At 62.7% G+C, this 19529-nt stretch carries 16 protein-coding genes; 4 read left to right on the top strand and 12 right to left on the bottom strand.

The genetic code is table 11. The features are described 5' to 3' along the window. Nucleotides 1-147 precede the first annotated feature (147 nt). From dnaQ to FYB92_RS12190, 4 genes are all read right to left on the bottom strand, one after another. Complete coding sequence (gene dnaQ / locus FYB92_RS12175) at nucleotides 148-828, bottom strand: DNA polymerase III subunit epsilon (protein WP_075632082.1); 681 nt, start codon at nucleotides 826-828, stop codon at nucleotides 148-150. Beyond that, the gene (gene coaE, locus FYB92_RS12180; protein ID WP_075632083.1) at nucleotides 825-1433 is read right to left on the bottom strand and encodes a dephospho-CoA kinase; all 609 of its coding nucleotides are present in this window, start codon (nucleotides 1431-1433) and stop codon (nucleotides 825-827) included. The genes dnaQ and coaE overlap by 4 nt, the downstream gene beginning before the upstream one ends. Nucleotides 1434-1477: 44 nt before the next feature. Continuing rightward, a complete protein-coding gene (locus tag FYB92_RS12185) occupies nucleotides 1478-2362 on the bottom strand; it encodes a shikimate dehydrogenase (protein WP_075632127.1) in 885 nt (294 codons plus the stop codon). 68 nt (nucleotides 2363-2430) lie between these two features. Then, nucleotides 2431-3228, bottom strand: a complete 798-nt coding sequence (locus FYB92_RS12190) for an N-formylglutamate amidohydrolase (protein WP_332828749.1) — start codon at nucleotides 3226-3228, stop codon at nucleotides 2431-2433. Nucleotides 3229-3460: 232 nt separating this feature from the next. Here FYB92_RS12190 and argH point away from each other — a divergent pair, with 232 nt between their 5' ends. Next, nucleotides 3461-4900, top strand: coding sequence for an argininosuccinate lyase (argH, locus tag FYB92_RS12195; protein ID WP_075632085.1), 1440 nt, complete (start codon nucleotides 3461-3463; stop codon nucleotides 4898-4900). Continuing rightward, entirely contained in the window at nucleotides 4897-5091 is a 195-nt protein-coding gene (locus FYB92_RS12200) for a hypothetical protein (RefSeq protein ID WP_003618417.1), read from the top strand. Before argH ends, FYB92_RS12200 begins: the two co-directional genes overlap by 4 nt. Before the next feature lie 310 nt (nucleotides 5092-5401). Here FYB92_RS12200 and FYB92_RS12205 read toward each other — a convergent pair whose 3' ends face one another. After that, entirely contained in the window at nucleotides 5402-5824 is a 423-nt protein-coding gene (locus tag FYB92_RS12205) for a cytidine deaminase (RefSeq protein WP_075594941.1), read from the bottom strand. 268 nt (nucleotides 5825-6092) lie between these two features. On the opposite strand from FYB92_RS12205, the gene lysA reads away from it, so the two are divergent. Both lysA and FYB92_RS12215 read left to right on the top strand, forming a co-directional pair. Then, nucleotides 6093-7451 carry a diaminopimelate decarboxylase gene (gene lysA / locus FYB92_RS12210; protein ID WP_075624167.1) on the top strand — a complete coding sequence of 453 codons (1359 nt, stop codon included), beginning with the start codon at nucleotides 6093-6095 and terminating at the stop codon, nucleotides 7449-7451. Beyond that, complete coding sequence (locus FYB92_RS12215; RefSeq protein ID WP_332828750.1) at nucleotides 7448-10240, top strand: DUF4175 domain-containing protein; 2793 nt, start codon at nucleotides 7448-7450, stop codon at nucleotides 10238-10240. The genes lysA and FYB92_RS12215 overlap by 4 nt, the downstream gene beginning before the upstream one ends. A 342-nt stretch (nucleotides 10241-10582) precedes the next feature. Here FYB92_RS12215 and FYB92_RS12220 read toward each other — a convergent pair whose 3' ends face one another. The 7 genes from FYB92_RS12220 to glmU all read right to left on the bottom strand — a co-directional run bounded on the left by FYB92_RS12220 (nucleotide 10583) and on the right by glmU (nucleotide 19460). Then, nucleotides 10583-13210 (bottom strand): cation:proton antiporter, encoded by a 2628-nt coding sequence (locus FYB92_RS12220; protein WP_332828751.1) that lies wholly within the window; start codon nucleotides 13208-13210, stop codon nucleotides 10583-10585. Nucleotides 13211-13564: 354 nt separating this feature from the next. Then, entirely contained in the window at nucleotides 13565-14197 is a 633-nt protein-coding gene (locus tag FYB92_RS12225) for a thiamine phosphate synthase (protein WP_192264679.1), read from the bottom strand. Next, a complete protein-coding gene (locus tag FYB92_RS12230; protein ID WP_003618403.1) occupies nucleotides 14194-14967 on the bottom strand; it encodes a thiazole synthase in 774 nt (257 codons plus the stop codon). The genes FYB92_RS12225 and FYB92_RS12230 overlap by 4 nt, the downstream gene beginning before the upstream one ends. Before the next feature lie 9 nt (nucleotides 14968-14976). Continuing rightward, nucleotides 14977-15174 carry a sulfur carrier protein ThiS gene (thiS, locus tag FYB92_RS12235; protein ID WP_003618401.1) on the bottom strand — a complete coding sequence of 66 codons (198 nt, stop codon included), beginning with the start codon at nucleotides 15172-15174 and terminating at the stop codon, nucleotides 14977-14979. A 24-nt stretch (nucleotides 15175-15198) separates the two neighbouring features. After that, a complete protein-coding gene (locus tag FYB92_RS12240) occupies nucleotides 15199-16188 on the bottom strand; it encodes an FAD-dependent oxidoreductase (RefSeq protein ID WP_075594946.1) in 990 nt (329 codons plus the stop codon). 54 nt (nucleotides 16189-16242) lie between these two features. Further along, nucleotides 16243-18066 (bottom strand): glutamine--fructose-6-phosphate transaminase (isomerizing), encoded by a 1824-nt coding sequence (glmS, locus tag FYB92_RS12245; RefSeq protein WP_075632086.1) that lies wholly within the window; start codon nucleotides 18064-18066, stop codon nucleotides 16243-16245. Further along, entirely contained in the window at nucleotides 18066-19460 is a 1395-nt protein-coding gene (gene glmU, locus FYB92_RS12250) for a bifunctional UDP-N-acetylglucosamine diphosphorylase/glucosamine-1-phosphate N-acetyltransferase GlmU (RefSeq protein WP_408887737.1), read from the bottom strand. Before glmU ends, glmS begins: the two co-directional genes overlap by 1 nt. Between the last annotated feature and the right edge of the window lie 69 nt (nucleotides 19461-19529).

Genomic DNA, 19529 nt, shown 5'->3' on the forward strand with positions numbered 1-19529 from the left:
CTCTCTTCCTGTCTTTACAATAACCTGACGCTACGCTGGTGTGATCCTAGATCATGCTGGCGCATACGGCCACACCCACAGCGCATGAAAGCGATGACAATGGGACAACGCAAACACCGATTACACCCGACATAGGTAAAAAAAACTTCAAGCCCGCCATAATGGGTCCGATATTTCATCGACAAACCGCCCATGGGCCGCGATTTCCGCCGCATCAGGGACAACACGCACCACGGCATGGCCTGCGGGACGGGTATAGTCATAGGCGGCACTTGGCGTGCCCCCTTCCTCCACCGACAGGCCGAGGCCACGCTGCCTGCCGCCGCTGAGTTCGATATAAACCTCTGCCAGCAGCTTGCAGTCGAGCAGGGCGTTATGGGTCGTGCGGGCCGAAAGGTCGATGGAAAAGCGACGGCACAGCGCATCAAGGCTGTTGGGCATTCCCGGAAAGCGTGCCCGCGCAATCTGCAACGTATCGACCATACGCGTCATCGCCAGTTCCGGCAGCCCGGCGCGCCTGAATTCGGCGTTGAGGAACCCAAAATCGAAGGCCGCATTATGGGCGATCAGTTCGTCATCACCAATGAACGCCAGGAATTCGTCCGCAATCTGCGCAAATTTCGGCTGCCCCTCCAGATCCGCGCGGGTAAAGCCATGCACGCGCGACGCCTCCTCCGGCACATCGCGTTCGGGGTCGATCAGCACGCGGAAACTGCGGCCACTTGGCAGGTCGCCGATCAGTTCGAGGGCCGCAATCTCGATCACGCGATCACCGTTCAGCGGGTCAAGCCCGGTGGTTTCGGTATCAAACAGGATGGAACGCTTCATCTCCGGCCCCTTTCTTGTTCACGGCGCACCAGCGCCACCACCGCATGGACCTGCCGCCATGTCAGCGCGCGCGACAGCCCCGTGTAAATCACATGATCGGCCCGCGCCCGGCGTTGCCGGTCATCCATCTGCCGCGCGATGATGGCGTCCACCTGCGCGGGGGTCATGTGACCACGCGCCAGCACGCGCGCGCGCTGTACCGCGCATGGCGCGCTGACGGCGATCACCCGGTCACACAACCGGTCCATTCCCGCCTCGTACAGCAACGGGATATCCAGCACCACCATCGGGCTATGGGCGCGGTGCGCGGCGCGCAGGAACCTGCGGCATTCATCGAACACCATCGGATGAATGATCGCCTCCAGCGCCCTGAACAATGCGGGATCAGCCACCACGGCACGCCGCAGGGCAACGCGATCCAGCCTGCCATCACGCACGGCATCAGGGACAAGCCGCCCGATCGCGGGCAGCGCCCGGCCGCCAGGCGCCTGCAGGCGATGCACGACGGCATCCGCATCAAATATCCACGCGCCCAGCCTGCGCAACATCGCGCCCACCGTGGTCTTGCCCATCCCGATGCCACCGGTCAGCCCGATAATGCTCATCCCGCCGGATCGGGTCCGATGCCCACGCATATCGCCAGGCCGCGTCAGCGCCGCTCCCCCCGAAGGTCGGCATCAAGCAGTGCCTCCACCTCCGGCCCGATGACGGGGTCCGTGCCGAACCATTTACGAAAGCCCAGCCGCGCCTGATGGATCAGCATGCCCAGGCCGTCCACGTAACGCAGGCCACGCGCCGCCGCATCATGCAGCAACACCGTCTGCCGTGGGACATAGACGATGTCACACACCACCAATCTGGACGCCGCCCGCGCCAGATCGACCGGCAGGCCACCTGCCGGGCCGCCATCCATCCCCAGCGACGTTGTATTCACCAGCATGTCGCACCCCGGCAACACCGTATCGAGCGCATCCCACGGCGCAACATCGACCATCGTCCCCGCATCGGCGTCCGCGCGCATGGCATCAGCAAGTTCGTGCGCCCGTGCGAGGGTACGGTTGGCGATGGTCAATGCGACCCCACGGTCAAGCAGGCTGGCGGCAATGGCCCGTGCCGCCCCCCCGGCGCCAAGCAGAAGCGCCCGGCCGCCCTTCACCACAATGCCATGCGCCTCCACATTGGCGACAAAGCCGTCACCATCGGTCGAAAACCCTTCGATGGCCCCGTCGGGTGCGAAAACCAGCGTATTGACCGAACCCGACCGCCGTGCCGAACGATCCAGCCGGTCGACGATGCGAAAGGCCGCTTCCTTGTGCGGGATCGTGACATTCGCCCCACGGAACCCCGCAGCGCGCAAGCCATGCACCGCAACGTCAAACGCGCCGGGACGGACCGGCAGGGGCACATACGCCCCGTCGATCCCGTACTGCGCCAGCCAGAAATTATGCATCAGCGGCGAACGTGAATGTTCCACCGGCCAGCCGATCACCCCCGCAAGCGCCGTATGCCCGCCGATCCGGCGCGGCGCGGGCATGGCCGCCATGTCCCCCGCCTCGATATCATCAACACCGGCAGCATCAGTGCGGGGATCGAAATCCTGCGTCATGCCCCCATTCCTTCCCATGCCTGTGGCAGTATCCGCGCAAGGCGCGCCGCCCATTCATCCTGCCCCTGCGGCGTTGCGATCAGGTCCTGACGCACCTCAAGTTCCAGATAGGCAAGGCCGCGCCCTTCTGCGTGGGTGGGAATGGTGTAATCACTGACATCCGTCAGGGCATAGGGTTCATTGCTGCCGATGACGAGGCCATCTTCGCGGGCAAGGACATCGCGCACCCGCAGGCCAAAGGCCGGGTTGCGGTTATGCAGGACACCGGCATGCCATGGACGGCTGACCCCATTCATTTCCGGCGTAAAACTGTGCAGCGCCACGAGGATGAGCGGCATGCCCGCCCCATGCCGCGCCGACAGTTCGGTTGCGATCCGGTTGTGATAGGGATGAAATATCTCCGCCACCCGTGCGCCTTCATCCTCGGCCGTCAGGTCAAGGTTGCCCGGCACCTGCGTGCCGTCACTTTCACGGACGATGGAGGTCGGGTGCCCCGGCGCGCGATTGCAGTCGATCACCAGCCGGGAATAGGCCTGCTCGATCAGCAGGCTGCCCAGACGTTCGGCCAGCGCCCGCCCCATTCCGGCGATTCCGATATCCCATGCGATATGGCGATCCCAGTCGTCATCCGCGACACCCAGCGTCCCCAGACGCCGTGGAACCGCGCGACCTGCATGATCGCTGACGAACAGGAACGGCGAATCGGGCCCGCGTTCCCCCTGCACCGTGGCGAAAGGGCCGAATTCAACCACCGGCGACGGATCTTCGTCCCCCAGAAGGCGCGTCATATTCATGGCGGTCCCGACAACTCCTGTCCGTGATCTTGCATTTTGGCAGACCCTACCGGCCACCGGCCCTGAACGAAAGGGGGCGCGGGCGATCTGTTTTCACGCCATGGGCCACTTTTGCATCATGATGGCGCCTCAGGACGCGATTGCACGCGCCGCCCCCCGTCATTAGGGTGCGTCGGTCGCGCCAGGGCGCGGCATCTACGGGGTCCGTTAAAGATGGCTGGGGCGCGACGACATGTCTGCAAATGAAAAGAACACCACCAACACGCATCAGGCAAACGCCCAGTGGGGCGGACGTTTCGCCGGGGGGCCTGCGGCCATCATGCAGGACATCAATGCCTCCATCAGTTTTGACAAGGCATTGTGGCGACAGGATATCGCGGGCTCCCTTGCGCATGCGGCAATGCTGGCGAAAACCGGCATCATCACCCCCACGGACGAAGCCCGGATCCGCGAGGGGCTGAAGGACATCGCCGCGGAGATCGCGGCCGGTACCTTTGATTTCAGCACCGCGCTCGAAGATATCCACATGAATATCGAGGCCCGACTGTCCGAGCGCATCGGCGAGGCGGGAAAGCGCCTGCATACCGCGCGTTCGCGCAATGACCAGGTCGCGACCGATTTCCGCCTGTGGGTGCGCGACGCCATCGACGGACTTGATGCACAGGTTACTGCCCTGATCGAAACATTGTGCGCGCGCGCGATGGAACATGCCGCAACGCCCATGCCCGGCTTTACCCACCTGCAGACCGCGCAGCCCGTGACATTCGGCCACCACCTGATGGCCTACGTCGAAATGCTGGGCCGCGATCGCGGGCGGCTGTCGGACGCGCGACGCAGGCTTAATGAATCCCCGCTGGGATCGGCGGCACTGGCGGGCACGTCCTTTCCCATCGACCGTGAAATGACGGCGCGCGCGCTCGGGTTCGACCGCCCTACGGCCAATTCGCTCGATTCCGTGTCCGACCGCGACTTCGCCCTGGAATATCTCTCCGCCCTGTCGATCATGGCGATGCACCTGTCGCGCCTGGCGGAAGAAATCGTCATCTGGTGCTCGGCCCCATTTTCCTTCATCCGCCTGTCCGATGCGTTCACCACCGGTTCGTCCATCATGCCGCAAAAGCGCAATCCCGACGCGGCCGAGCTGATCCGCGCGAAAGGCGGGCGCATCATGGGGGCGCTGGTCGGGCTGCTGACGGTCATGAAGGGATTGCCGCTGGCCTATGCCAAGGACATGCAGGAAGACAAGGAACCGGTCTTTGCCGCAACCGACGCCGCTGCCCTGTCCCTGGCGGCGATGGATGGCATGGTGCGCGACCTGAGTGTCAATGCACAGCAGATGCGGGCCTGCGCCGGTTCGGGTTTTTCCACCGCGACCGATCTGGCCGACTGGCTGGTGCGGGTGCTGAAGCTGCCATTCCGCACCGCCCACCACGTCACCGGCCGCCTGGTGGGCAAGGCGGAAGCACGTGGCGTGGACCTGTCGCAACTGACGTTGCAGGAGATGCAGGCCGAAGAACCCGGCATAACCGCCGATATCTTCGACGTACTGACGGTGGAGGCATCACTGGCGTCACGCACCAGCCTTGGCGGTACTGCACCTGACAATGTGCGTGCACAGGCCGGACGCTGGCAAAAGGCGCTGGCGGCGGAAAAAGAAGGGAAAAAGGCATGAACACCCGTCATGCATACTCCCGCGGGGCACACTCCCGCCGGGCACGCATGGCATGGGCCATGACGTGCATCATCGCGCTTTCGGTGGCAGGCAGCGTGCTGGGGGCCTGCGGGCGAATCGGCCCGCCCCAGCCTCCCGGCCCACGGTCGGACTTCACCTATAACCGGACCTATCCCGCGCCTGACCGTTAAGAGATTGTTTGAAAACACATCATTGATAAAAAACGAGAAAAGTTTTTGGGTGCCGCCTTTTTCCAAAAAGGCGGCGTCTTCTGAAGCTTTTTAAAAAAAGCTTCACCAAAAACTTTTGTAATTTCAGAATGTTATTGAGACTGACTTTTCAAATCGTCTCTATTCGAGACGGTTTGAAAACAGCGCCCCGACAAGGAGTGATGGGAGTTTTGTGGCATTGCCTTTTTTGAAAACGGCAGCGCCTTTCAAAACCCAGGAAAAGCTTTCCTAAAAATTCCCAATTCTTATCAGGTGGTTATCCTACCATCCCTTACAGATGCTCTGGCCCAAACCCATCGGGCAGAAGATCGCCAAGGGTGCGGCGTGCCAGCACATTCCCCTGCGCATCGACCATGTCGATCCTGAGCGAATGCGCCGCGAACTCGCGTATTTTCTGTCGGCACCCCCCACAGGGAAAGCATGGCTGCGCACCGCCACCGCATACAACCACCCGACGCAGCACCCGCCCCCCCGCCGCCACCATCGCGGCGATGGCCCCGGCCTCCGCACAGGTACCTTCGGGATAGGCCGCATTTTCCACGTTACACCCGGCAAAGATACGGCCACTGCCATCCTCCACCGCTGCCCCCACCGCAAATCCTGAATAGGGCGCATGGGCATTGCCCCGCACCGCGACCGCGGCACCGATCAGACGTCGTTCATGTTCCGTGTTCCCTGCCTCAACTGCTTCCATGGTGCCTTTCCCTGCATTTCGTGACCGCAGTCAAAAACCTGCCCACGAAACACCGCGCAAATCCAAGAAAGTTTTTTGATGAAGCTTTTTTCAAAAAGCTTCAAGGAACGCCCCCCTTGCCTGACGAATAAGGCAGATCCCCAAATTTTATTGTTTTTTGTCAGAACATTGACCTGCAATCTCCCATTCCCCTGATCGTGGCATGCAACAGCATGAATTACGTCACAAGCACCTTGGAACGTACAGGGTGAACCGGTATCCTGTCGCGATGGCTGATACATTTTCCACCCACCCGGGGCAGGACCCGACATTACAGGACCTGCTGGCCGTGCGCCCTGCCCTTTCGATGCATGCCATCGACGGGCTGGTGTTTGAGGACGTACCGCTTAATGCAATTGCCGATGCGCTTGGCACCCCCACATGGGTGATGGGCGCACAGACATTGCGCACGCGTTATCACCGGCTGGACCGGGCAATGCGTGATGCCGGACTGGATGTGGACATCCATTTCGCGGTGAAGGCGAACGACCATCTTGCCATCCTGAAGATCCTGCACGCACAGGGGGCCGGGGCTGATGTCGTCAGTGGCGGCGAACTGCGCCGCGCCATCGCCGCCGGTATCCCCGCACGTGAAATCGTCTTTTCCGGCGTGGGCAAAACGCGTGCGGAAATGGAACTGGCGCTGCATCACGGAATCGCCCGGATCAATGTTGAAAGCGCGGAGGAACTCGACCTGCTGTCGGCCGTCGCCGTGGCGTGCGGGCGCACCGCGCCGGTGGCGCTGCGCATCAACCCCGATGTCGATGCCGGAACCCACGCCAAGATCACGACCGGACTTGCGGGCAACAAATTCGGCATTCCCTATGACCGGGCGGTCGAACTCTATGCCCATGCGGCCAGCCTGCCGGGCCTCCATGCAGCAGGTGTCGCGGTGCATATCGGCAGCCAGATCGAACGGATGCAGCCCTATCGCGCGGCCTATGCCCGCGTGGCCGATCTGGTCCGCGCCATCCGTGCGCGAGGGCTGGGGGTGGACGTGATTGACTGCGGCGGCGGCCTTGGCATTTCCTACCGCCATGAAACCGAAGGCGCGCCAGAGGCTCTGGCCCATGCCATCCGCATAGAACTTGGCGATCTTGGCACGCGGCTGGAGATCGAACCCGGACGCTGGCTGGCCGGACCCGCGGGCGTACTCCTCAGCACCGTTGTCCTGCGCAAGCGCGGATATGACGGCATGCCGCCCTTCATCGTGCTGGACGCGGCAATGAACGACCTTGCACGGCCCAGCCTGTATGACGCATGGCATGGCATCATCCCGCTGTCGGCGCGCGATGCCGTCGCCCCGTCCGAACAGGTGCATGTCGTTGGCCCCGTGTGCGAAAGCGGCGATACGTTCGGACATGACCGCACCCTGCCGCGCCTGCATGACGGCGCGCGCGTGGCGCTGCTCGATACCGGTGCATATGGCATGGTCATGAGTTCGACATACAATGCACGCGCCATGGCCGCACAGGTTCTGGTGGACGGATCGCGGTGGGACGTGATCCGCGCGCGCCAGAAGGTCGAATCCCTGTGGGAAGGCGATATCATCCCCGATCCCCTGACCCATCCCGCCGGAGCAGAATGACGCAGGCCCGCGACATTCCGACCGACGTGCCGGCACGCGATCCCGCAGCGCCCCCGGCATCATCGGCGGCGGCATCGGGCATGTCCTCCTTTCCCGCCCGTCTTGCGCGGGCACGGACACGGGCACGTCGCGTCCTGTGGGTCGAACGCCTGTGGCCCATCATGCTCCCCATCGCGGACGTGGCTGGCGGCGTGGCGCTTCTGGGCCTGCTGCGCCTTCCCCAACACCTGCCTGACGGGGTGCATGCCGCAGCACTGCTGGCACTGGGGGCGGGATGCGCCGCATGGGGCATCCGCCGTTACCGCCAGGGCCATGCACCGGATGACGCAACCCTTGACCGGCGCATTGAACAGGCATCGGCCCTGCAGGACCGCCCGTTGCAAACCCTGCTCGACACGCCTGTCGCCTCTCCCACCGATCCGGCCGCAACCCGGGCAGCCGAAGCCCTGTGGCGGATCCACCTGCAACGCACCGGTGCGCGGGTCGGGCGGTTGAAGGCTGGGTGGCCACGCCTGTGGCCGGTGGGGCGTGAAACATCGTGGGCCACTCTGGCGCTTGCCCCGCTGCTCGCCCTCGGGCTGCTGTGGGCCGGGGGGGCGGCACCGGGACGAATCGGTGCGGCCTTCATTCCCGGCACGGACGATGCGGATACGCCACGGCCACAGATCCATGCATGGATCACCATGCCTGCCTATGCCCCCGGTGCGCCGGTCTTTCTGGATGATCGCAAGGGCACAGCCACCATTCCCGCAGGCGCTGTCCTGAGTGTGACGGTAACGGGATTGCATGGGGAACCGGTGTTGCGCGCGCGTTCCACCGCGAAAGGCACAAGTCTTGGCCCGCATGGATTCCATGCGCTGGACCCTGCCAACTGGTCCGTGGAAACGCCGCTTCTGGCGGATGGCGCGTTGACCCTGCGTGGACGTGGCCGCGTGTTGAGCCAATGGGACCTGAAGGTTACCCCCAACCCCGCACCAAGCGTCACATGGGGCCCGAACCCCGGCGCAAAGGACGGGGAATGGCGCACCCGCCTGCCCTACAAGGTTTCACAACCCTATGGCATTGCATCGCTGCGTGTGGAAATGCGCCTGACGGGGGACGAACATAGCGCCCATCCGCGCGTCCTTTCGGTGCCGATCCCGCTGAATGGGCACCCCCATACGGCCGAAGCAGTCGCAACACCCGACCTGTCATCAGATCCCTGGGCAGGGGAAGATGTCGTCGCCACACTGCTTGCCACCAGCGACAGCGGCACGGGCGCGACCTCTGCCCCGGTACATTTCCGCCTTGGCGCGCGCACATTCCATAACCCGATGGCCAAGGCGCTGCTTGATATCCGCAAGCGCCTCGCCCTTGGTCGCGAAAGCCGTTTCATCGCGGGCGAAGAACTGCATGGGCTGGGCATGACATCCGCGCCGATGACCCATAGCCCCGGCCTGATGATCGCCCTGAGCAGCGTGTCCTACCTGCTGAGCCTGCATGAAGTCGATACCACACAGGCGATCGATCAGGCTGTGGGCCGTTTATGGTATCTGGCGCTGGATGTCGAACATGACCGCCACGACGATATCGCGAACAGCCAGGCCGATTTCGATATCCAGATGGCCGAAGAAGCCCTTGATGCGCAGATCGAACATATGCGCGAACCCGATGGGAAACCCACCCGTTCGGCACAGCAGCAGGCCGAACTGCAACGCCGCGTGCAGGCGCTCAGGGATGCGATCCAGCGCAAGATGCAGGCCCTGATCACGCAGGCGATGCGTGACCATTCCGCCATCCCCGCCATGCCGGAAATGTCACAGACAGGGGAACAGAACCTGTCGCGTATGATGCAACAGCTTCAGGAGGACGCCGCAAACGGACGTTCCGCCGATGCACTCGACCGGCTCCATCAGATGGAGGACATGGCCAACCAGATGCGCAATGCCACGCCGCAGGACATCATGCAGGCCGCACGCCAGTACCAGGCGCGCCAGGAAATGCACGAACAGCAGGCAGCACTGCGTGACCTGATCCACCAGCAATCCACCTTGCTGGATCATACCCAGCAACGAATCGAACAGGATGCGGCCAGCGCGGCAGCACGCCAGACCGATATGGACACGATGAACGACGGGGAAGACCTGTCGAACATGTCCACGCCAGAACTGCTGCGGCATTTGGGCCTGACCCCGCCGGGTCAGTCCAACCCCGCAGCCACGCAGCCACCTGCCGCCGAAAGCCAGACCCCGGAGGCACATGAGGTGCAACAGCATGCCGACCGCGCGACCCAGCATGCGCTGGCGCGTGCGCTGCATGAATTGCGTAATGAGTTCAAGACCCTGAGCGGCAAGGACGTTCCCGCGTTGAAACAGGCGTTATCGGACATGAAGGCCGTGCGCACCGCCCTGTCGGCAGGTCAGGATACTGATGCCGCAACAGCGGAGCGCAAGGTTCTGGCCGACCTGCAAAAAGGTGGGCAGCAGATGCGTCAGTCCACCAGAGGATCGGGCAAGGGCATGACGATTTTCCTGCCTTCCCTGGCCGGAAGCAAGGGATCAGGCGGATCGAAACCGGGACAGCCGGACGAAGAGGAAACACCCGACAATGCGGGCAACGAACCCCGCGACCCGCTGGGACGTAAAACCGGGGATGACCATGCCGGCATGGACAGCGATACCCATGTGCCGGACAAGGCCGCCCGCGAACGCGCACGTGAAATCGAACAGGAACTGCGCCGCCGGGATTCGGACCGCACCCGCCCACCCGAAGAACTGCAATATCTCGACCGGCTGCTCCAGTCGTTCTGATCCGGGTATGGGGAAGCACGGCGCGCACCTGAAGCCATAAAAGTTTCTGGTGTCGTCTTTCCCCAACAGGACTTCCCCCTGCGAAGGCATAGAGACCGTTTGAAAAGTCAGGCCCGATAACATCCTGAAATTATAAAGGTTTTTTGGTGAAGCTTTTCCCAAAAAGCTTCAGACGACGCCGCCTTTTGGGAAAAAGGCGGCACCCAAAAACTTTTCTTTTTTATCAATGGCTTGTTTTCAAACACTCTCTGATGGGGAAATCTGCAATCTCTGTTTTGCATGCCCTACGGCATGCCGACGCCATTCTGCCACGTTTGTCACTATTGGGTGGCAGACAGATGCTCAATCCCCTTGCTTCTGCTCTGTCCCTTCATGCGCCGACATGACGGATGTGACCGGCGCGGTCGCCAGTTCGATCGCGTCATAGGAGGGCGGCACACCCGGCTTGTCCTTTCCCTCCCCCGGAAGCAGCCGGGCATCGGGCAGATCACCATCCGCGCAGGCCTGCGCCAGCTTTGCCAGATTGTCACGCACGACAGGATATTCATCCACAAGCCGACGGAAGGTCCGCGCACTCATCGTCAGGAAATGGCCGAACTGCAACGACCGGCTGGTCGCGGCGACCCGTGCGCCACTCAATGCCTCTTCCGCACCAATGACCGCACCCGCGCCGAAACGCACGTCACGTTCGGCATAATGCGTCTCCGCCAGCCCCGCGCTGATGAAATAGATGGTGCGCACTTTCTGGCCACGCTTGTACAGACGCTCCCCCGGAGAGGAGAAATGCAGCGACATCTTCATCGACAGGTCGTGCAACACCCCAGCCGGCAGCCCCGTGAAGATGGCAAAACCGTGAATCCGACTCTCGATCCCGGCCTTGATATTGAATTTCAGCCGGAAATCCAGATGCGCGCGCCGCTGTTCCACATCACGGTGCAGTTCGCGATGCAATTCATCGCTCAGCAGGGATTCCGAAAGCAGGGAATCATATTTTTCTTCCTCCAGCCGCAGGGCAACCTGTCGCAGCATCCGGTTTTCCAGCGCTTCGGAATAACCATGGTAATGCAGGCGCAGTGTCTGCAATGCCTCGTCAAGCAGCTTGCACTGCCGTCCCAGCACCTCGCCGACGATTTCGCTGATACGCACACCCAGGGTCGGTTCCATGCGGGTACGCATGAATCGCGTCAGGGAGAGGGAGACGAAATGCGCGATCATCAGCATCTCGAACCGCTCGGTCATGCAGTACATCAACGGCAGGTCAAAATGCAGCCGATGATGGATGGCCTGCGCGATACGAAAACGTAGCGACGGCCTCAGCCTGCGACGTAACGCACGGACATAGCCAAAACGCCCCTCCAGCCGTGCGCCATCGACCATCGCCTCGGCCGAACGCAGCAATGTTTCCATCACACGCCGCGACAGGCCCTGTATGCGAAACAGGTCAAGCAGGATGGAGCGTTCACGATTGCCAATCACGATCAGCGCCAGCGTCACGCGCTGCCGGTCGCCCAACGCGGTGTCGAACGTGTTCGCCTGCTGCTCCGTCGTGACACGCCGGTCAAGGAACTGCACCACCGAATTGGTGACATTGCGTGAAAAGCCCAGTTCCCCCGCCACTTCGCGTGTCTGGTCACGCACCTCGCCCAACCCGATGGCAAGGATCTGGTGGCGCAACGCCTGATCAATCAGCGGCAGTTGATCCAGCTTCAGGAACAGCACGAGATAACGCAACGTCGTGCCATTGACGAACAGGGTAATCAGCACAAATCCCGTGGCGATAATGCCGATAAAATGCGCGATCTGGGTGGAGACATGCTCATTTTCCGTCACCGCCAGCGCGAGGGCAAGTGTGATCGCACCACGCAACCCGCCCCAGACCATCGTGACCTTGAACGGATTCGGCACAGGTGGCGACAGGCGCGTGGCGGCAAGGATGGGCAGCATTCCGAACACGACGGAGGCACGGGCCAGCAGTCCCGCCACTGTCGCAATCAGGATCAGCACGCAATCCCAGCGCGTCATTCCCGCCAGCAGGCGCGGCACCAGCATGGAGGCCAGCACAAACACCAGCGACCCCGCCCAGAACACAAGCTGCTGCCACAGTTCATTAAGGAACCGCCACGTCTGCGGTCGGAAGGTGGATGGTCCATAGATGGAAATCGTCAGTCCCGATGCCGCCGTGGCCACCACACCGGAAAAGCCGAGGAATTCATCACATACGATATAGGACAGGTACGGCAACGCCACCGTCAACGTAATCTCCGCCGCAGGCGCGGCCCCGATGGTTGCGATCAGCATCAGTGTCAGACGGCCAAAAACCACCCCGATCACCAGCGCGCCTGCAAACGACACCAGGAATTCCAGCACCGCACCACCCAGCATGATCTTGTGATGCGCGGTGATGGAGGCCAGCAGGATGGAAAAGATGGAGATCGCCGCCGCATCATTCAGCAACGCCTCCCCCTCCACCAGGCGGGTCAGGCGGCTGGCCGCGCCGATTTCCTTAAAGATCCCGGCCACGGCGGACGGGTCGGTCGTCGCCACGATGGAACCAAGGAGCAGACACACCGCCAGCGGCAGGCCCGCAAAGGGATATAGCGCCAGGCCGATCGTGGCGGTGGACACCACCACCGCAACCACCGCCAACAACAGAACCGTGGCCGTTTCATGCGCAAGGCGGCGCACATCTATACCCAGCGCGCCCTGAAAAACGAGGATCGGCAGGAAAATCAGCAAGAAGGCTTCGCTGTTAAGCGGGAAATCCAGCAGCGTTTCCGCCGCCCCGCTGAAAATCTCCAGATGCGCACTGCGCAGGACAAGGTCAGCCACACCACCGATGACAATGCCAACGATAGCCAGCAGAACCGTTTCCGACAGTTCCAGACGACGGGCAATCGGCTGCACGGTACTGACGACCACCAGCAACATGGCAATCGCCATCAGAATTGCCGCAAGACCCGCTATCGCCATTCAACGCCCTCAATTCTGGAAACCAAGCCCCGTCCAGAACCATCCTGTCGCGAAACCATGGACAGAATATGTCCGCCACCCGAAGATTGTCCGGCTGGACGAGGATAAAAAACGCCGCGTCACCATTTTCCGCCCGCCACGATGGCCGGCGGCAGGCCTGCGATCCTGGGGCATTCCACCGAAAACCGGTTCGGTGAAAATGCTCCGGTTTATTGTTTTTACGAGCATCTTCACCTGTCTGAATGCACGCATTCAAACAGGATCTGCCCTAGAGTGGCATGTCTTTCATGAAAATTTCGCCTACACCTTGGATTGTATTTATGCCACATCCTCGTTGCATATAATACACAGAAATTAGACCGTCCCGTCATCCCCCTGTTTCGATACCTGCGTCGCATGCAGCCACGCACGGACCTGCGCCGCGGGATCGGGCATGCGAATGAAATCCGACACGGCGGAAACGCAATCCGCGCCCGCCGCGATACAGGACGGTGCGCGTGCAAGTGTAATCCCGCCAATGGCCACCAAAGGCAGGTCCCCCACCAAACGTTTCCATTCACGCAGGCGGTCCACCCCCTGTGGCCCCCATGGCATTTTCTTCAGTTTTGTCGGCCATACCGGCCCCAGCGCAACATAATCGGGTCGCACGTCAAGCGCGCGCTGCAGTTCATCATGGCTGTGGGTGCTGACCCCAAGGCGCAGTCCAGCACGGCGGATCGCGGGCAGGTCGGCCTCATCCAGGTCTTCCTGACCCAGATGGATGAAGTCGATTCCCTCCTCGATCGCAAGACGCCAGTAATCATTGAGGACAAGGCACACACCATGCAGGTGCGCCAGTGCGACACCCCGGCGTATTTCCAGGCGCAGCGCATCTTCGGCCATGTCCTTGAGGCGCAATTGTATCAGTTTTGCACCAGCCTGCCCCAACGTCGCGATCCAGTCGGCACGATCAACAACAGGATAAATGCGCGATGGAAGTGCCCTCATGCCAGTACCGCCTGCCCGATCGTGGGCGTGGATGGCGCCGCCATGTCGCGCGCCTCCATCGGGTCGGCAACATATGCCATGCGCCCGGCCTCCACCGCCATGGCGAACGCGCGCGCCATTTCCACCGGATTGCCTGCCTTTGCCACCGCCGTATTGATCAGCACCGCATCATAACCAAGCTCCATCGCCTGCGCCGCATGCGACGGCACCCCGATCCCGGCATCGACCACCAATGGAACACCGGGAAAATGCGCCCGCAGCGCACGCAGACCGAACAGGTTATTCAATCCCTTGCCCGACCCGATCGGCGCGCCCCATGGCATCAGCACCTCGCACCCGGCGCGCAGCAGCCGTTCCGCACCGACCAGATCCTCTGTCATATAGGGGAAAACCTTGAACCCATCCTCGGTCAGGAGGCGCGCGGCCTCCACCAGAGCGAACATGTCGGGCTGGAGCGTATCGGACTCCCCGATCACCTCCAGCTTGATCCAGTCGGTGCCAAAGACCTCGCGCGCCATCTGTGCCGTGGTCACGGCCTCACGCACGCTGTGGCAGCCTGCGGTATTGGGCAGGACCGGCACGCCAAGATCACGAATCAGGTTCCAGAATGCCTGTCCCGCCCTCTGTCCCGCCGATTCACGGCGCAGGGATACGGTCACGACACCTGCCTGCGCATGCCGCACCGCATCGGCCAGGATTTCGGGCGAGGGATATTGCGCCGTCCCCAACATCAGGCGTGAGGACAGTTCCGTTCCATAAAACAGGGTCATGTCGTGTGCCTATCCCCCCTGCATCGGGGCCAGGATTTCCACCCGGCACCCTTCGTGAAGCGCATGTGCGCCACGCCGGGCCGCCGCGACGAAATCACCATCGACGGCAGTGGCAACACAGGCGTCGCCATAGCCGAGTTCATGCAGCAGGGCGTCGAGCGTCCGCACGCCAACGTCATGAACTTCCTCATTTACAAGGATCTTCATCCGCATTCTCCTCGTAGTGCGTGGTCAGGGGCCAAATACGATGTCCGCCGCCTCGCGCGCTCTGACCGGGGACAGTAAGAAGCCGTGGCGGTACATGCCATTCACATAAATTCGCTTACCATCACGCCGGACGGCAGGCATGTTGTCAGGATATGACGGGCGAAGGCCGGTTCCGGTTTCCAGTATTTCCGCCTCGCCAAAGGCCGGATGCAGGGCATAGGCCGCCCCCAGAAGTTCCACCATCGACCGTAATGTCATGCCACCGGCATTTTCACTCTCGATCATCGTTGCCCCCACCATGAACACATGTTCGGCACGCGGGACGATGTAAACCGGGATGCGCGGATGCAGCATGCGCACCGGCCGCGACAGCGTAATATCGCGACAGCGCAGCAGCAGCATCTCGCCCCGCACACCGCGCATGTCGGGCATCACATCGCGCGCGGCAATGCCGGTGCAATCCACGATCCAGTCATACGCACCCGCATCATAGGACATCGGTGCATTGCACACGATCCGGCCACCAAGGGACTCCACCTTGCGGCCCAGCGCCAGCAGCGCGTCACGCGGGTTGACGTGACCTTCATGTTCAAAAAACAGGGCGCGGGAAAAACGATCCGCAAGTTCGGGCTCCAGTTGCGCGATTTCCGCCTCCCCGATCGTGCGGAAATGGGACGTGCGCCGCCCGAAACGCGCAATTTCCCCCACATCGCGCGCAGGGGCGAGGACCAGCGTGCCATTACGCACCACCTGGGGCACATGCGCATCCCACCAGTCCAGCGAGGATAACGACTGCTCCGTTACCTCTGGTGTGGCGGACTCCGCCTCGCACCATGGGGCAAGCATCCCGCCCGCCTTCCATGACGCGCCGGAACCAATGCGTGGTCCGCGCTCATGCACCACCACGCGCGCGCCACGTTCAGCCAGGGTCACGGCGGCCGTCATGCCCGACACACCCGCGCCCAGCACCAGAACGGACGGCCCATGGGCTGATGGGGGGGATGGAGCAGGCATGTGCGACGATGGTGACATCGGCTAAATCCTTGATCTGTCGTGGTGGTGCGAACGCTATTCCACCGTGACCGATTTGGCGAGGTTGCGGGGCTGGTCCACGTCCGTCCCCTTCAGTAGCGCCACTTCATAGGCAAGCATCTGCACCGGGATGGTCTGTACGATGGGGGCGGTGAACTCGTCCACGGTGGGGACTTCCACCACCACCTCGGCCAGGTCACGCAGGCGGGGGGCGCCCTGCGTATCGGTAAAGACCAGCAGTCGCCCGCCACGCGCCCGGGCTTCCTGCAGGTTCGACAGCGTCTTGTCGAACAGGCGGCCAGACGGCACGGTCGCGACCACCGGTACCGTGCGGTCGATCAGGGAAATGGGGCCATGCTTCATCTCGCCCGCAGCATAGGCTTCCGCATGGATATAGGTGATCTCCTTAAGCTTTAGCGCCCCTTCGAGTGCGACCGGAAAGGAAGATCCCCGCCCCAGATACAAAACATCACGCGCCTCCGCGACGATCGCGGCCATGCGGCGGATGGCATCGCGCTGTGCGAATACCTCGTTCGCCCGACTTGGCAGGTCAAGCAGGGCCATGACCATCCGCTCCTCCGCCGCCGCGTCCAGATGCCCGCGCGCCCGGCCCAGTGCAACCGTCAGGCAGGCAAGGACCGAAAGCTGCGCCGTGAATGCCTTGGTGCTCGCGACCGAGATTTCAGGCCCTGCCACCGTACCCAGCACCGCGTCACTTTCGCGCGCCATGGTGCTCTGCTCCACATTGAGGACAGAGACGATATGCTGTTGCGCCGCCCGCATCCCGCGCAGGGCGGCAAGCGTGTCGGCCGTCTCCCCCGATTGGGAAATCAGCAGCCCCAGCCCGCCGGGCACCAACGGCGGGTCGCGATAACGCATCTCGCTTGCGACATCGATATCGACCGGCAGGCGCGCGTACTGCTCCAGCCAGTAACGCCCGATCATCGCGGCATAAAAGGCGGAACCACACGCCGTCATCACCGCACGCGGGACGGCGGCAAGGTCAAAGGGCAGGTCCGGCATCACGACACGCCGCGTCGCCGGATCAATCAGGCGTTGCAGAGTCTGCCCGATCACGACGGGATGTTCGTGCAGTTCCTTTTCCATATAGTGGCGATACCCGTCCTTGCCCACCGATCCCGCGATCAGCGCGGTGGTTCGGATGGGGCGCGTGACGGCCCTGCCCTCCATGTCAAAAAACTCTGCCCCGCCGGGCGTTACGATGGTCCAGTCCCCGTCATCGAGATAGGCAATCCGGCGCGTCAGCGGCGCAAGCGCCAGGCTGTCGGAACCAAGGAACATTTCGTCCTCGCCAAATCCCACCACCAACGGCGCGCCATGGCGGGCGCCGATGACCATGCCGTCATGCCCGGCAAAGATCATCGCCAGCGCATACGCCCCTTCCAACCGCTTCAGCGTTTCATGCGCGGCATCACGCGGGGAAAGGCCACGACGCAGGTGATAGTCAATCATCTGCGCGATCGTCTCGCTATCGGTCTCGGTGGAGAAAACCTGTCCCGCGGCCTCAAGTTCGCGGCGCAATTCCTCAAAATTCTCGATGATGCCATTATGGACGACCGACACGCGTTCGGTGCCGTGCGGGTGGGCGTTGTTTTCGGTCGGCGCCCCATGTGTGGCCCAGCGCGTATGCCCGATTCCCGTCCCCCCCGGCAGGGGCACACGCGCCAGCACAGTGGCGAGGTGGTCGAGTTTTCCCGCCGCGCGACGGCGGTCCACCTGCCCGTTTTCCAGCGTCGCGATACCCGCCGAATCGTATCCGCGATATTCAAGGCGGCGCAGCGCATCGAAAATGACCGGGGTGGCCGGGTTCCTGCCAACGACACCGACAATGCCACACATCAGCCACGCTCCTTCGCTGCCTTGAGCCGGTCGCGGAAGGTCCTTGCGTATCCGGCCCTGTTTTCCTGCTTTGCCCGCCCGAACGCCATGGCGTCATCCGGCACATCATCCGTAATCACGCTGCCCGCCGCCGTGAGCGTCCCCGCACCCAGTGTCACCGGTGCGACAAGGATCGAATCCGACCCGACAAAACTGCCTTCCCCAATGGTGGTCGTATGTTTGAACACGCCATCGTAATTGCACGTGATGGTGCCTGCGCCGATATTGCTGCGCGCGCCAATCTGCGCATTGCCAAGGTAGGTCAGGTGATTGGCCTTCGCCCCCTCACCCAGCGTCGTGGCCTTGAGTTCGACAAAGTTGCCGACATGCGCATGCGCGCCCACGTCGCTGCCGGGACGCAGGCGGGCATAGGGCCCGATCAGCGCACCGTGCCTGACAACACATCCCTCCAGGTGGGAGAATGACCGCACCTCCACATCGCGTTCCACCGTGACACCGGGGCCGAACACGACATGGGGATGGATGACCACGTCCGGCGCCAGCACGGTATCGGCGCACAGGAACACCGTATCGGGGGCAACCAGGGTCACGCCCTTTTCCATGGCGGCGTGGCGCAGGCGCTGCTGCACGCTGGCTTCCGCCACCGCGAGTTCGGCGCGCGAATTGATGCCACGCAGTTCATCTTCCGCCGCCACGACGGCGCGCACACCCACCCCATCGGCCACGGCCTGCGTCACCACGTCGCCGAGGTAGTATTCGCCCTGCGCATTGTCATTGCGCACGGCGTCCAGCCACCGGCGAAAATCGTGCGCATCGGCACACAGCACACCCGCATTGCACAGGTCGATCGCACGTTCGTCCGGCGTGGCATCGGCCCATTCGACAATCCGCACCACTTCGTCGCCCTGTGTCACGACACGGCCATAACGTCCCGGATTGGCAGGCCGCATCGCCAGCAGCGCCAGCCCCACACCGGGAAGCCTGCGGCACGCCAGCAGATCGCGCATGGTCTGCGCGGTAATCAGCGGATTGTCCCCATACAGGACGGCGACATCACCCGTGCCAAAATATGCCTGCGCCTGAAGGGCCGCATGCGCGGTGCCAAGACGGTCGGCCTGCACCACCGCGACATGCGGCGCGGCAAGGGCCGCGACCTCCTCCATCCCCGGACCGATCACCACGACAATGCGGTCAAACACCTGTTCAGCATTATCAAGCAGGTGGCGCAGCATCGGCCGTCCCGCCAGAGGATGCATGACCTTGGGATGTTCCGAACGCATGCGCGTGCCCCGCCCTGCGGCAAGGATGACCGCCGTGGCAGGACGGGATGGGGAAGACGAGGGGGAGGAGGGAATGGTGCTCATGACTTTTTGCGGGTAGCCCCCGCCCGGCAGACCTGTCAAACCCGGAGAGGAACAAGATACCATCACTTAGATTTTCCGATTGCTACCACCGAGGAGTGC

This window comes from Novacetimonas sp. GS1, from assembly GCF_036686925.1.
In the GTDB taxonomy this organism is placed as follows: domain Bacteria; phylum Pseudomonadota; class Alphaproteobacteria; order Acetobacterales; family Acetobacteraceae; genus Novacetimonas; species Novacetimonas hansenii.